Below are 14,240 nucleotides of genomic sequence, written 5' to 3' on the forward strand. Positions count from 1 at the left end.
ATGACCACTGCGGCACTGGATCTTGAGCGACTGGCATCCTGGCTGGAGCAAAACCTGCCGGGGTTCAAAGGGCCGTTGACGGCAGAAAAGTTCAACCGGGGGCAGTCAAACCCGACGTTCCGACTTTCCGCGCCCTCCGGCGCGTATGTGTTGCGGCGAAAACCGCCGGGTGTGCTTTTGAAATCCGCCCACGCCGTTGACCGGGAGTTCCGGGTTCAAAAGGCCCTCGCAGCAACGGATGTTCCGGTCGCCCGGATGCATGTTTTGTGTGAGGACGATGATGTGATTGGTTCGGCCTTTTACATCATGGATCTGGTCGAAGGGCGGAACTTTGATGATCCCCGGATCCAGGACGTTGATACTACTACCCGGTCGGCAATCTACGACGAAATGAACCGGGTGCTTGCTGCAATTCATTCGGTGGATCTGGAGGCTGCTGGCCTGGCCGATTATGGCCCGGCGGGGAACTACTACCGCCGCCAGATTGACCGCTGGACCAAACAGTACCGGGCGAGCGAAACCGGGACTATTGCGGACATGGACGAGCTGATTGCATGGCTTGACCAGAACATTCCGGAAGACGATGGCCGGCGCACGTTGGTGCACGGCGACTACAGGATCGACAACATGCTGTTCGCGAAAGACAGTCCGGAGTGTGTCGCGGTGCTCGACTGGGAACTGTCGACACTCGGCCATCCCTTTGCGGATCTCGCAGCCCTCATCATGCAATGGCGCTGTCCGCCGGGAGCAGAAGGCCGGGGTCTTGCCGGTGTTGATCGCAAAACGCTCGGTATTCCTGACGACCAGGCTTTTGTGGAAGCCTATTGTAAGCGCATGGGCATCTCCGGCATTCCAGATTTCGGCTTTTATCTGGCGTTCTGCTTCTTTCGCATGGGCGCGATCCTGCAAGGCGTCAAAAAACGTGCGCTTGACGGCAACGCCTCGAACCCGGAGCAGGGCCTGAGGCTCGGCAAGGCGGTCCCGGGTTTTGCAAAGGGCGGCCTGGAGGCTATCCAGCATGGCTGATCAGCGTTTTACAGGCCAAACGGTCATGATCACCGGGGCTGCCGGTGGCTTTGGTGCCGAAGCTGCCCGCAAATTTGCAGCGCTTGGTGCGCGGATGGCTCTGTCGGACCGCGACGAAAGCGGGCTGGAACGAATCTGCACCGAGCTTCAGGATTCGGGCGCAGATGTTCTGATCGAGGCCTATGATGTCGGCAATGAAGACCAGACCAAAGCGCATATTGACCAAATCCTGGAGCGCTTCGGCTCGCTTGACGTTGCCTTAAACAACGCCGGTATTTGTCACGATCTCAAACCGTTGACGCAGCTCGCAGTCGAGGATCTCGACCGGATGTTTGCGGTGAATGTGCGCGGTGTCTTTTTGGGCATGAAATATCAGATCCCGGTGATGGCCAAGGCCGGGCGCGGCGCCATCATCAACATGGCCTCAGCCGCCGGGCTTGTTGGGGCCGGCATGTTGTCGGCCTATGCTGCTTCAAAGCACGCCGTGGTTGGACTGACCCGCTCGGCTGCCGACGAGACGGGGCGCAGCGGCGTCAGGATCAACGCGGTCTGCCCGTCCTTTGCGCAAACCGCGATGTACCAGACCTTTTCCGAAGCCTTGGCGGAAAGCCAGAACAGGCCGTCCAGCGAGATCGATTCGGCCTTTACCAAACGCAGCCCGATGGGCCGTGTCATCCGGTCCGAAGAAGTGATCTCGGCAGTGCTGTGGCTCGCAGACCCGAACAACACGGCCGTCCACGGTCAGGCCATTTCGGTCGACGGCGGCTTGACCGCGGTGTGAATTATTAAGACCAGCTTTTCCTTGATGGTCATCCCGGACGTGATCCGGGATCTACTCTCATTTCAGCTCGCCGCAGATATCGAGCAATTTTCTGGCGGCTCTGCGAACGATTGGATACCGGGTCTCAGCTTGCGCTTCGACCGGGATGACAAATGTTTACGATGACAGGTCAGTTCCAGCCGGTTCAGAAGACTCGACGTCAGCCGTTGTTCCTTTCAGCAAACGTTCCACCGGTCTCGGCCATTTGGCGCAGGAGAGCCGGAACCTGCCAATAGTAGCTGTCCTCGTTGGCGAAGCCTTCGATGCGCTTGACCAGCTCCGCCGCGCCGATCTGGTCCGCTGTGTGCATCGGCCCGCCACGGAATCGCGGGAAGCCGTAGCCGAAGAGATAAACCGCATCGATGTCGATTGGCCGGAGCGCGATGCCGTCTTCAAGAACGCGGATTGCCTCGGAAATCATCGCGGTCATGAACCGGCTGACGATCTCTTCTGCCGTGAACTTGCGAGGTGTGATCCCGGCTTTGGCCCGTTCTTCATCAATGATTTTGAGGGCATCCGGGTTCGGGCGGGCACCAGTCTCGTCGTAGATGTAAAAGCCCTTGCCGGTCTTGCGACCAAACCAGCCCTGTTCGCAGATCCGGTCGAGGATCGGGATGTAGCGCTCTTCCGCTGGCCGGGTGGCCGCGCGGCGCTTGTTGGTCGCCCAGCTGATATCGAGACCGGCGAGGTCGTAAACCTGATAAGGGCCCATAGCGAACCCGAAATCGGTCATGGCCGTATCGACTTCTTCTGGAGAAGCACCGTCCATCATCATGTAATCCGCAGCCTTCTTGTAGAAGGAGAGAATACGGTTGCCGATGAAGCCATCGCAGACCCCGGCCCGGACAGCGACTTTTTTCAGTTTTTTGGCAAGAGCAAAACCGGTCGCCACTGCGTCCGGCGCGGTATTGTCGGCGACGACCACTTCCAGCAGCCGCATGACATGGGCCGGCGAGAAGAAATGCAGGCCAATGACGTCCTGCGGACGGCCGGTGACGGAGGCGATCTCATTGATGTCGAGATAGGAGGTGTTGGAGGCAAGCACCGCGCCCGGCTTTGCCACCTTGTCGAGCTCGGTGAAGATGCTGCGCTTCACATCCATCTCTTCGAACACGGCCTCAATGATGAGGTCGGCTTCTGACAAGGCACCCAATTCGACTGCGGAGGACAGATTGCCGGAGAGTATCTGATCGCGTTTGTCGGCCGCGAGTTTGCCGCGTTTGACGGCACCTTCAAGGTTCTTGGCAATCGTCGCGAGGCCTCGGTCGAGCCCGCCCTGGTCACGTTCGGTCAAGGTGACATTGAACCCGGCCAAGAGACACGCGGTCGCAATACCGGAACCCATTGTGCCACCACCGATCACTCCGATTTTTGCAATCTGGCGGGGTGTTTCGTTGGCTTCCGGGATTTTTGACACAGCCCGCTCGGCAAAGAAGGCATGGATCAGACCGGCGCGCTGCGGGCTTTCCATGCAGTCTTGGAACAGGCTGCGCTCTTTTAGAAGGCCGTCGGCCAGCGGCAGTGTGCTGGCTTCAACCGCATCCACGCACTTGTGCGGTGAGAACAAAAGCGGTTGGGTTTTTTGCAGTTTCTGCCGGTAGGCCTCTATGGCGTCCGGATCGGCAACCGTCGCCAAGTCGCCGGTCTTGCGATGGCTCAACGTGCCTTCTGCAAGGGCCTGCGCCGCTTTGAGCGCAAGGTCACGTGGCGCGCCCTCTTCGACGGCATCGACTAGCCCGGACTCTAGCGCCTTTTGCGCCGAAATCGGCTTGCCACTGGTGATCATATCCAAAGAAGCAGCAACGCCGGAAAGGCGCGGTGCGCGCTGGGTGCCGCCCGCGCCCGGCAGAATGCCAAGGGTGACTTCCGGGAGCCCGACCTTGGCGCTGGGAACTGCAATGCGCGCATGGCAGCTCATGGCAACTTCCAGGCCGCCGCCCAGAGCCGTACCATGAATGATGCAAGCGATAGGCGTTTCAGAATTTTCAAGGAAATTGCATAGGTCCGGCAACCAAGGGTCCTGCGGCGGCTTTCCGAATTCACGGATATCCGCGCCCGCAATGAAGGTGCGGCCTTCGCCGTAGAAGCCAATGGCCTTGATCCCGGGGTCTTTCTGCAAGTCTGAAACAGCTTGATGGATGCCCTGACGCAAGGCATGGGAAGCAGCGTTGACCGGAGGATTGTTGAGCGCGACAAGCGCGACATTTCCGTGTTTTTCGACGGAAACTACGTCGTTCACTTTGCTGGCTGCGGATTGCACCGGCGTATCCATTGAGCTTCTCCCGTATGATTGTTGCGACAAGCATTGGCAATCTTGACGAACGTCTGTCAAGCCACCCAACGGGGTAAGCGCGTTTGAACTACGCGCCGGACCGCGGTTTGTCCGTAAAGGCGCACCGATCGGGTTTCAGATCGATCAGAGGGGTGCCGTTGAGGCAGTCAAGCCCGCGCACGGTCAGCAACGGACCGTTGACGGAGATCAGTTTGACCAGCGAGGTGCCAATGGGGTTGGGCCGGTTGGGCGAGCGCAGCGCAAAGGTACCACGAACATCTCCGGTATGTGCCGGGTTCTGGATCACCAGATCCCGCCGGGCACGATCAAGCCAGTACAGCACCTCGATGCTGTCGAAGGTCTCAATGTTTTTGAGCGCCGGGACCCATGGCTCGAACACCTCGATCCGGCAATCCGGCCCGTTATCAGGATCGCCGCGCCGCGGACACTCCTTGCGCTCGAGCCAAGGCGTGTGGATCCGCCCGATATAGCGCAGCTCGGCATCTTCGGGCGGCGTAGTCGGGACGAACACTTCGTGAGGGCGAATATCGGTCATAAAGATCTGTCTGTTGCGTTCAAGGAGAGAGCCAGCGGACGCGGCCGAGCGGAGAGAGGTCATAGCCGCCCATATTGGCGGCCTTGTCCTGAAACTGCTGCGTCCGGGTGAAGTTCAAAAGCCGCTGAACGGGATCAGTGAAGTAGGACTTCCGGTCGATAAAAAGATCAAAGTGTTCATCGGTTAGCGGGACAAATCCGAGTTTGTACTGTTTGGCCATGGCTTCAACGCCAAGTGCTGCGTCCGCATCCCCGCTGGCAACCGCCCCGGCCGCCTCACTCTCGGTGTAGGCATATCCGCTCGAAGCCTGAAGATCTTCTTCGCTCAATCCGGCCTTTTCCAGAAGCCGTGAAAAAAGAGCAGCTGCACCGGCACCCGGTTGACGGCGCACAACGGGCTTGCCTTTGAGATCGGCAACCGAATGAATGTCATGGGCCGCGTCGCTTGAGACCAAAAGCCCGCGTTTGCGGATGGCCCAGCCGATGAGCACCGCATCCGTAACCCCGAGTTCGGAAACAGAAGCAACGTTCCAGCCGGTTTGTTCGGGGATATGCAGCCCTGACAGGGCGGCCCGGTGGCCGGCAAAACAGTCAAGACCTTCCCGGCTGCCATTGAACAAGGTGGCAAGGCCGCAGGCTGAGTCCCTGATTGCCCAGTCCAGCAGGGGGTCATGCGAGCCGGTGATCACGGCAGGCCGGTCTTCCGGTACAAGAGATCCGGAGCCTTCGATCCATGCGCGGATTTCGGAAGACGGGAACAGAAGTTTGCCGGTGATGCGTCTGTGCGGGATTTCATCAGCAGCTGCAAGATCATAGACCTTGCGCTCCTTGACCCGCAACAGGTCGGCGACCTCGCGGGTCGTCAGATAGTCAGGTTGCTGTCCGGCGCTTTGTGGCACTTCAATCCCCATGTATGGAAGCTGAACTTAGCGGAGTTTCAAAGACTTGCACAGGGGTGTCAGCGGCCGAAAGGCCTAGGCTGGAGATCCGCTGGGTTGACCGTGCTGAACATCAGTTCACCTGAATAAGGACGATCACACAGCCGGAACAGGGGCAGGCAGTGTTGTTGTGCATTGCCGCAAATTTAAATCGATCTAGTATGTTTTGAACGCGCTCATAAACGTTTGGTCTTTCTGCCGCTAATGGATCCTTAGAGCGTTCTAGATCGCTGGAAATGCAGTTGGACAATAGGTGTTTTTTGATCATTGTTTGGCTCAGCAATTCTGCCGAAGTTGTTTCGCGCTGCAAAATATTCAATCAGCATGTGATTAAAAAATATTAGTTTTTTTTGATGTCCCCCCTTTCAAAGGGCTTTGATTTTTGTTTTGCTACCGCTCACAGCTGAAACGAAGACAGGCGGCACGGAGGGGTGCGGTCGGAAATCGCTGAGGCTGATAAAAACAAACAAACCAGACTTGGGGACAAAATGGCGAATAATCGGGGCGCTGCTGTTAAGTATGACAGCGTTCAAAAAAGCTATGACGGCGAAAGCCTTGTCGTAAAAAATCTCAATCTGGATATCCCGCCGGGCGAATTTCTGACCATGCTTGGTCCGTCCGGGTCTGGCAAAACCACCTGCCTGATGATGCTGGCAGGATTCGAACCGGCAACTCACGGCGAAATCTATCTTAACGATCGGCCGATTAACAATGTCCCGCCGCACAAGCGCGGGATCGGTATGGTCTTTCAGAACTACGCCTTGTTCCCGCACATGACAGTGTCAGAAAACTTTGCCTTTCCGCTTCAGGTCCGAAACGTCAGCAAAGCGGAGCAGGAAGAAAAGGTTCAGCGCGCGCTCGACATGGTGGAGCTTGGAAGTTTCGGAAATCGGCGCCCGGCGCAGCTGTCCGGTGGTCAGCAGCAGCGTGTGGCCGTTGCCCGTGCATTGGTGTTCGACCCGGAACTCGTTTTGATGGATGAGCCGCTCGGCGCGCTCGACAAGCAGTTGCGCGAGCAGATGCAGTACGAGATCAAGCACATCCATGAAAATCTCGGCGTGACTGTTGTTTACGTGACGCACGACCAGACCGAAGCGTTGACGATGTCGGACCGCGTCGCCGTGTTCAATGATGGCGTCATTCAGCAACTCTCCACGCCGGACGATCTTTACGAAGATCCGCAAAACTCTTTCGTGGCGCAGTTCATTGGCGAGAACAACAAGCTCAATGGCAAGGTCATCGATATCCAGGGCGAAGAGTGCCGTGTGGAGCTTGGTGACGGAACGCAACTCAAAGCCGACCGTGTGAACGTCAGCTCTGTTGGCGACAAGACCACATTGTCGCTCCGTCCTGAGCGTGTCGAGTTCGACACCCACGACAGCATGGACAATATTGTCAATGGCCGGATCGAAGAACTCATTTATCTGGGTGACCACATCCGCGTTCGCATGAACGTGGCTGGCAATGATGAGTTCATTGTAAAAGTTCGCAACCGCGGAGAGAAGCGCAAGCTGCATGTCGGCGAAACAGTCCCTGTGGGCTGGGCGTTGAATGACTGCAAAGCGCTCGACGCTGTTGTCTAAAGTCGCAGGGCGGCCGGTGTTCGGCCGCTAGCGAGATCGACGGAAGAAAACCGTTCAATCCTAAAAGAGGGAGCTACCAAACATGAAGCTCAAGACATTGGTTCTTGCAGGAACTGCCCTGGCTATGGCCGGTGGCGCAGCAACTGCGGAAGACATGACGCTGGTATCCTGGGGCGGTGCTTATCAAGCATCTCAAAAGGCTGCTTATGCTGATCCTTATGTAGCAATGCATCCGGAAGTGAATGTTATTTGGGACGAGTCGTCTGCAGAAGCTGTTGCCAAGCTGCGCGCGATGAACGAAGCCGGGAACATCACCTGGGACCTCGTTGACGTTGTTGCATCTGACGCCATCCGTCTGTGCGACGAAGGCCTTGCAATGGAAATCGATCCGGACACCGACCTTGCGGCGGCACCGGACGGCACCTCTGCATCTGATGACTTCGGCGACCTTCTCGTCTCCGAGTGCTTCATCCCGCAGATCGTTTACTCCACGACCTTCGGTTATCGCACTGATGTTGCCGACTGGGGCGGCAAAGAGCCGGACGACATCTGTGATGTGTTCGATCTCGAAGCTTTCCCGGGCAAGCGGTCGCTCGAAAAGCGTCCGATCAACAACATGGAGTGGGCACTCCTGTGTGACGGTGTTGCCAAGGAAGACGTCTATGACGTTCTGGAAACAGAAGAAGGTCAGGACCGTGCATTCGCCAAGCTTGATTCCATCAAGGACAACGTTGTCTGGTGGTCTGCTGGTGCGGAAACCCCGCAGCTTCTGGCTGACAGCGAAGTCGTCATCGGCTCTACCTACAACGGCCGTCTCTTTGCTCTGATCGAAGAGCAGAAGCAGCCGGTGAAAATGCTCTGGGACGCTCAGGTGTTCGACCTTGACGGTTGGATCATCCCGACCGGTCTGTCTGAAGAGCGCCTTGCGCGCGTCAAGGACTTCGTGAAGTTCGCGACCGATACACAGCGTCTCGCCGACCAGGCAAAATACATCTCCTACGGTCCGGCACGTAAGTCGTCCGCACCGCTGGTTGGTCAGCACGCATCGCTGGGTATCGACATGGCTCCGCACATGCCGACCGATCCGGAAAACGCCAAAAACACCTTCCTCTATAACTATGAGTGGTGGGCGGATTACCGCGATGACCTGGACGCAAAGTTCCAGGCCTGGCTCGCACAATAATTGGCCTTTTGAGGCCTGCGGACGGGGTACGCCCCGTCCGTTCTTCTTTTCTTTTCACGGAAGTCAGTTTGCATGAGCGATACCACCTCTGACCAGGTGTTGACGACGCAAGACGGAAAACCGTTAAAAGCCGCGCTTGCGCGCGCGCTTCGGCGGGAAAAGCTGCGGTCATTTCTATTGATCGCGCCCCTCTTGATCTTTGTCCTGATCACCTTCGTCGCGCCGATCATCGATATGTTGTTCCGGTCTGTCGAAAACGAGATCGTTTCCGAGACACTGCCGCGGACAGTGGTCGCGCTGGAGGAGTGGGATGAGGCATCGGGACAAGCACCCGGCGAAGACGTCTACAAGGCGCTCCTGTACGATCTGATTATTGCCGTTGAAAACAAGCGTCATACGCAGCTTGGAACCCGCCTCAACTATGAACAGACGGGTCTTTCGTCCATGTTCAGGCGGACTGGACGGCGCGTTGACGATTTCGGAGAAGTTTACGCCGATCAGCTGATCGACCTGAATGCAGCCTGGAAAGAGCCAGTGACCTGGGCGACCATGTTTGGAACGCCTGAGTGGATCTCAGCGCAAGAAACCTGGGCAGCAAATCCATCTGGCCCGGAACCGGCTTTTGTGGTGTCGGATGCGGCCCGCAATGCCTTGCCGGTAACGGCAGATCTTTACGGCGCATTCGCCCGCTTCATCCAGACGGAAGACAGCGACAGTCCTATGGAGGAAGATCCCTGGGTCCCTGTCTATAAGGCACTATATCAGGACCTGATCGCAAACCCGGACGCCGCATCTGCGTTTTCCGGAGAAACGGCGACACTCGTTGGCCAAGCGGCAGCTGCCGCCCCAAACTTTGAAACAGTCAGCATCAAAGAGTTGTTCATCGACGCGGATGATGACTGGGGAAGTGCTGAAAACTGGGCGGTCATCAAGACATTTGCCCCCAAATTTACATCCGGCTATTTCCTGTCTGCGGCTGATGCGCAGTTGACACCAACCGGTGTCGAGTTGAAGCCGGAAGATGAACGGATCTACCTTTATCTGTTCTATCGCACGTTGCTGCTTTCGATCATGATTACGGTGTCGTGCCTGCTATTGGGGTATCCGATCGCGTTCTTGCTGGCAGCCTTGCCACTCAGGTACTCCAACCTGCTTCTGATTTTGGTGTTGTTGCCGTTCTGGACATCGCTTCTCGTTCGGACGTCCGCTTGGAAAGTGCTTCTGCAACAGCAAGGAGTGATCAATGACTTCCTTGTCTGGATAGGGATAATAGCGGACGCGAACAGGCTGGTGATGATCAACAACCAGACGGGCACGATCATCGCCATGACGCACATCCTGCTGCCCTTTATGATTCTGCCGCTTTATTCGGTGATGAAGACAATTTCGCCATCCTATGTGCGCGCGGCCAAGAGCCTTGGGGCGAATGACTGGACTGCCTTCTGGCGCGTCTATTTTCCGCAATCAATCCCAGGCATCGGAGCTGGCGCGATTCTCGTGTTCATTCTATCGATCGGTTACTACATCACGCCAGAATTGGTTGGCGGCACATCCGGTATCTTCATCTCCAACCGGATTGCGTTCCACATTTCCAGTTCGTTGAACTGGGGTCTTGCCGCAGCACTCGGCACTTTGTTGCTCGTCGCGGTGCTGCTCCTCTTTATGGTCTATGATCGTATCGTAGGCATCGACAACGTGAAGCTGGGGTGACGAACATGAGCGCTTTACCTCCATATGCCTCCCCGCTTCAAAGGACCTGGCATTACAGCTTCCGGGTCATCTGCGGATTGATCTTCTTCTTCCTGATCTTTCCGATCATGGTGATCGTGCCGTTGAGCTTCAATGCACAGGACTTCTTCACGTTCACGCCAGAGATGCTGGCTCTTGATCCGGCCGGGTATTCGTTGAAGCACTACCACGACTTCTTCACCAACCCGGACTGGCAGCAGGCCCTGCGCAATTCAGTAATGATTGCCCCGGCCGCAACAATCCTTGCAACGTTCCTGGGAACGCTTGCAGCGATCGGTCTGTCTCAAAGTCATGTGCCGTATAAGTCGGCAATTATGGCGGTGCTTATCTCGCCGATGATCGTGCCGTTGATCATCTCCGCTGCAGGCATGTACTTCTTCTATTCTCGGATCGGTCTGCAAGGCACCTACTGGGGGGTCGTGCTGGCACACGCGGCTCTTGGCACCCCGTTTGTGATCATCACGGTGACGGCAACGCTGGTCGGGTTTGACAAAAGCCTCGTCCGCGCAGCCGCAAGCATGGGGGCAGATCCGGTTACGACCTTCTTTAAGGTCCAGATGCCGCTTATCATTCCAGGTGTTGTGTCTGGAGCCTTGTTTGCGTTCATCACGTCCTTTGATGAAGTGGTGGTGGTCTTGTTCCTCGGATCTGCCAGCCAGCAGACTTTGCCCTGGCAAATGTTCACCGGTTTGCGCGAACAGATCTCACCAACGATTTTGGCGGTCGCTTCGCTCATGGTGGCGATTTCAATTGCGCTTCTGACAGTTCTGGAACTGTTGCGGCGCCGGTCGGAACGCTTGAGAGGCCTAACGCCGGGCTAAGAGACCTAGCGCCATCTGTCCGGATTTGCGCAGGACGTGACGGTTTTGAACAGGACATGCGCACGCTTGCGCAGTAGGAAGTAACCGAGCTGTTTCTAAAAGACCGGTGGCGGAACGCCAGTCACCGGGTGGACGGAAAACCGTTCCGGCAGCAAGACAATTTGGGTTTGGGCCTGGCGGGGCGGCTTCTTTTCAGAAGCCGGCCCGTTTTCTTTTTTCAAGGCCTTCATTGGTGAAGACACACAGGAGGACGCGATGAGCGACGACATGATCCGGATTTATGAAATGAACAATGGCGAAAAGGCGTTCTCGCCATTTTCGCCGCAGGAGATGGACCGCCGGCAGGCTCAGCTCAGGACCTTGATGGCAGACCGGGGGATCGACGCCTGTCTGTTCACCTCGTATCACAACATCTGCTATTACTCGGGCTTCCTGTATTGCTACTTCGGCCGGAAATACGGGTTCCTGGTTACTCAGGACAGGGCAACCACGATTGCAGCCGGGATCGACGGCGGCCAGCCATGGCGCCGGACCCATGGTGACACCGTAATTTACACAGACTGGCGCCGGGACAACTATTTCTACGCCATACAGTCGTTGCTCGGCTTGCCCAATGCCTCTATGAAGCGGGTCGGCATCGAGTTCGATCACGTCTCTCTGGATCTATTGAAGCAACTTGAGGCAGCCTTGCCGGGGGTCGAGCTGGTCGACATTGCAGCGGATGCAATGACCCAGCGAACCATCAAAAGCGCGGAAGAGCACGTCTTGATCCGTGAAGGCGCCCGTATCTGTGACGTTGGCGGCGCGGCGCTCGTCGATGCCGTTCAAGCGGGTGTTACTGAGCACGAGATCGCGATCGCATCCACCAATGCCATGATCCGCGAAATCGCAAAATCCTTCCCGTTTGTCGAGCTGATGGATACGTGGACCTGGTTCCAGTCCGGTATCAACACGGACGGCGCACATAACCCGGTGACCAACAAGGTGGTGGAAGCCGGCAACATCTTGAGCCTGAACTGTTTCCCGATGATTTTTGGCTACTACACGGCGTTGGAGCGCACGCTATTCTGCGAGCATGCTTCCGATGACCATTTGAAGCTTTGGGAAGTGAACTGTCACGTCCACCGTGAAGGCCTGAAGCTCATCAAGCCGGGTGCGCGCTGCCGTGACATCGCGGCGGAGCTGAATGACATCTACCGCAGCCACGATCTTTTGAAGTATCGCAGTTTCGGATATGGCCACTCATTCGGGGTCTTGAGCCACTACTATGGCCGTGAGGCTTCGGTTGAGTTGCGGGAAGACGTCGATACCGTCCTGGAACCCGGAATGGTTGTCTCCATGGAGCCAATGATCATGATCCCGGAAGGAGAGCCGGGTGCGGGTGGATATCGTGAGCATGACATCCTGATCGTGACGGAAGATGGTGCGGAGAACATCACCGGCTTCCCGTTTGGTCCGGAGCATAACATCATCCCGAAACGATAGTTGCGGTAGCCGCTGGGACAACGTGGGTTCCAGCGGCGGCCATGCAGGACGAATTGTGCTGCAATTCGAATTTTGAAGCCATTGGCTCAATGCGCATGACCGGGCATTATCCAGCCGCAACAAAAAGCGACATCCAGTTTGGGAGACAGTTGAAAATGATCAAGATCCATGGCCGCAAGACCTCGGCCAATGTGCAGCCCGTGATCTGGTGCCTGGACGAGCTGGGTGTCGAGTATGAACGCCTTGATGTCGGGGGCCCGTTTGGCGGCACGGACACCCCAGAGTTCTTGGGGATGAACCCGTTGGGTCTTGTGCCGGTTCTGGAAGAAGATGGTCAGGCGATTTCGGAAGCCGTCACCATCCTGCGTTATCTGATGAGACGCTTTGGCGGACATCCGAGCGACCCGATGGCGGCCGCGCAGATCGAAAAATGGGCCGACATGTCCCGTCAGCACATCTATGTGCCGTTGATCCCAACGATCTTTATCCAGATGGTCCGGGTGACTGCGGAAGACCGCAACGGGGCTGCGGTTGCTCAGGCAGAAGCGGCTCTGAAGCAGGCGATGGCTATCTTCGAGGCAAACATCAAAGGTCCGTTTTTCGGCGGTGATGCACTCAATCTCGTCGACTACCAGGTTGGCGGCCTTTTGTACCGGTACTACGAGCTGGATTTCGATCGTGCGGATCTGCCGCAACTAAAAGCCTATTATGATCGGCTTTGCGAGCGGAAGGCCTATCAGGAGAACATCATGATCGACTTTTCCGCCATGAAGGTTCCTGGCGCTTGAGTTCCTAATGCGCTTAAACTCAACGAGGCTTCAGGGAAACCTGGAGCCTTTTTTGTGTGCCGGATGCAGGTCCTTTTTGGCACTGCTGCACTTTTCGGCTGCGCTTGAACGTGCAATCACTTGGGCAAACCAAATAGGCTGTTGGGCGACGGGAGTTATAGGAATGAAGTTGTTGCGGCATGGGGCCCCAGGCGCCGAAAAACCGGGCCTTCTGGACAAGGACGGCAAGATCCGCGATCTCACGGGCATTGTTCCGGATATCCAGGGTGCGGTTTTGTCCGATGCCGGTCTTTCGGCCCTTCGCGGCATTGATGTAGTAAAGCTGCCGGAAGTCACGCCTGGAACGCGACTTGGCCCTTGTGTTGCCGGAACAGGCAAGTTCATCTGTATCGGTTTGAATTATGCAGATCACGCGGAAGAAGCCGGTATGGATGTGCCGCCGGAACCGATCATCTTCATGAAGGCAACCAGTGCGATCTGTGGTCCGAACGATCCCACTTTATTGCCGCGAGGCAGCGAAAAGACCGACTGGGAAGCAGAACTTGCCGTGGTGATCGGCAAAACCGCGAAATATGTCAATGACGCGGACGCCATGGACCATGTGGCCGGGTATACGGTGGCCAATGATATCTCGGAACGCAGCTATCAGATTGAGCGGTCAGGCCAGTGGACTAAAGGCAAGTCCTGCGACAGTTTTGGCCCGGTCGGGCCGTGGCTGGTGACACGGGACGATGTCGCTGACCCGCAAGATTTGAACATGTGGCTGACCGTGAATGGCGAAAAGCTTCAGAACGGGTCGACCCGGACGATGGTCTATTCCGTGGCGTATCTTGTCTCCTACCTCAGCCGGTTCATGACGCTGCATCCGGGCGACATCATTTCCACAGGGACCCCTCCGGGTGTCGGCATGGGCATGAAACCGCCGCGCTATCTGAAAGCCGGTGACGTTGTGGAACTCGGCATCCAGGGCCTCGGCTCCCAACGGCAGGAAGTCGTTGCGGACTGACGTTTCCTGGTTTG

The 14,240-nt window shown here is 56.8% G+C and carries 12 protein-coding genes; 9 read left to right on the plus strand and 3 right to left on the minus strand.

What is annotated here, in order from left to right; translation table 11 throughout:
• Positions 1-1,026, plus strand: a complete 1,026-nt coding sequence (locus ACVDG4_RS17055) for a phosphotransferase family protein (RefSeq protein WP_447235991.1) — start codon at positions 1-3, stop codon at positions 1,024-1,026.
• Entirely contained in the window at positions 1,019-1,807 is a 789-nt protein-coding gene (locus ACVDG4_RS17060) for an SDR family NAD(P)-dependent oxidoreductase (RefSeq protein ID WP_447235992.1), read from the plus strand. The genes ACVDG4_RS17055 and ACVDG4_RS17060 overlap by 8 nt, the downstream gene beginning before the upstream one ends.
• Positions 1,808-2,006: 199 nt before the next feature.
• Here ACVDG4_RS17060 and ACVDG4_RS17065 read toward each other — a convergent pair whose 3' ends face one another.
• The 3 genes from ACVDG4_RS17065 to ACVDG4_RS17075 form a co-directional block, all read right to left on the minus strand.
• Positions 2,007-4,118: a 3-hydroxyacyl-CoA dehydrogenase NAD-binding domain-containing protein gene (locus ACVDG4_RS17065; protein ID WP_447235993.1), complete on the minus strand. Its 2,112-nt coding sequence runs from the start codon at positions 4,116-4,118 to the stop codon at positions 2,007-2,009.
• A gap of 88 nt (positions 4,119-4,206) precedes the next feature.
• Positions 4,207-4,674 (minus strand): tRNA (N6-threonylcarbamoyladenosine(37)-N6)-methyltransferase TrmO, encoded by a 468-nt coding sequence (gene tsaA, locus ACVDG4_RS17070; RefSeq protein WP_447235994.1) that lies wholly within the window; start codon positions 4,672-4,674, stop codon positions 4,207-4,209.
• 19 nt (positions 4,675-4,693) lie between these two features.
• Positions 4,694-5,572, minus strand: a complete 879-nt coding sequence (locus ACVDG4_RS17075; RefSeq protein WP_447235995.1) for a substrate-binding domain-containing protein — start codon at positions 5,570-5,572, stop codon at positions 4,694-4,696.
• 527 nt (positions 5,573-6,099) lie between these two features.
• Here ACVDG4_RS17075 and ACVDG4_RS17080 point away from each other — a divergent pair.
• The 7 genes from ACVDG4_RS17080 (at position 6,100) to ACVDG4_RS17110 (ending at position 14,226) form a co-directional block, all read left to right on the plus strand.
• Positions 6,100-7,194, plus strand: a complete 1,095-nt coding sequence (locus ACVDG4_RS17080) for an ABC transporter ATP-binding protein (protein WP_447235996.1) — start codon at positions 6,100-6,102, stop codon at positions 7,192-7,194.
• Between the two features lie 82 nt (positions 7,195-7,276).
• Positions 7,277-8,377 (plus strand): extracellular solute-binding protein, encoded by a 1,101-nt coding sequence (locus tag ACVDG4_RS17085; RefSeq protein WP_133949395.1) that lies wholly within the window; start codon positions 7,277-7,279, stop codon positions 8,375-8,377.
• Positions 8,378-8,449: 72 nt separating this feature from the next.
• Complete coding sequence (locus tag ACVDG4_RS17090; RefSeq protein ID WP_447235997.1) at positions 8,450-10,087, plus strand: ABC transporter permease; 1,638 nt, start codon at positions 8,450-8,452, stop codon at positions 10,085-10,087.
• Between the two features lie 5 nt (positions 10,088-10,092).
• Entirely contained in the window at positions 10,093-10,947 is an 855-nt protein-coding gene (locus ACVDG4_RS17095; RefSeq protein ID WP_209172030.1) for an ABC transporter permease, read from the plus strand.
• 255 nt (positions 10,948-11,202) lie between these two features.
• Positions 11,203-12,432, plus strand: a complete 1,230-nt coding sequence (locus tag ACVDG4_RS17100; RefSeq protein WP_447235998.1) for a M24 family metallopeptidase — start codon at positions 11,203-11,205, stop codon at positions 12,430-12,432.
• A gap of 155 nt (positions 12,433-12,587) precedes the next feature.
• Complete coding sequence (locus ACVDG4_RS17105; RefSeq protein WP_306147967.1) at positions 12,588-13,220, plus strand: glutathione S-transferase family protein; 633 nt, start codon at positions 12,588-12,590, stop codon at positions 13,218-13,220.
• Between the two features lie 163 nt (positions 13,221-13,383).
• On the plus strand, positions 13,384-14,226 hold the full coding sequence (locus tag ACVDG4_RS17110) for a fumarylacetoacetate hydrolase family protein (RefSeq protein WP_447235999.1): 843 nt from the start codon (positions 13,384-13,386) through the stop codon (positions 14,224-14,226).
• Positions 14,227-14,240 lie beyond the last annotated feature (14 nt).

The sequence above is a fragment of the Roseibium sp. MB-4 genome (assembly GCF_053005265.1).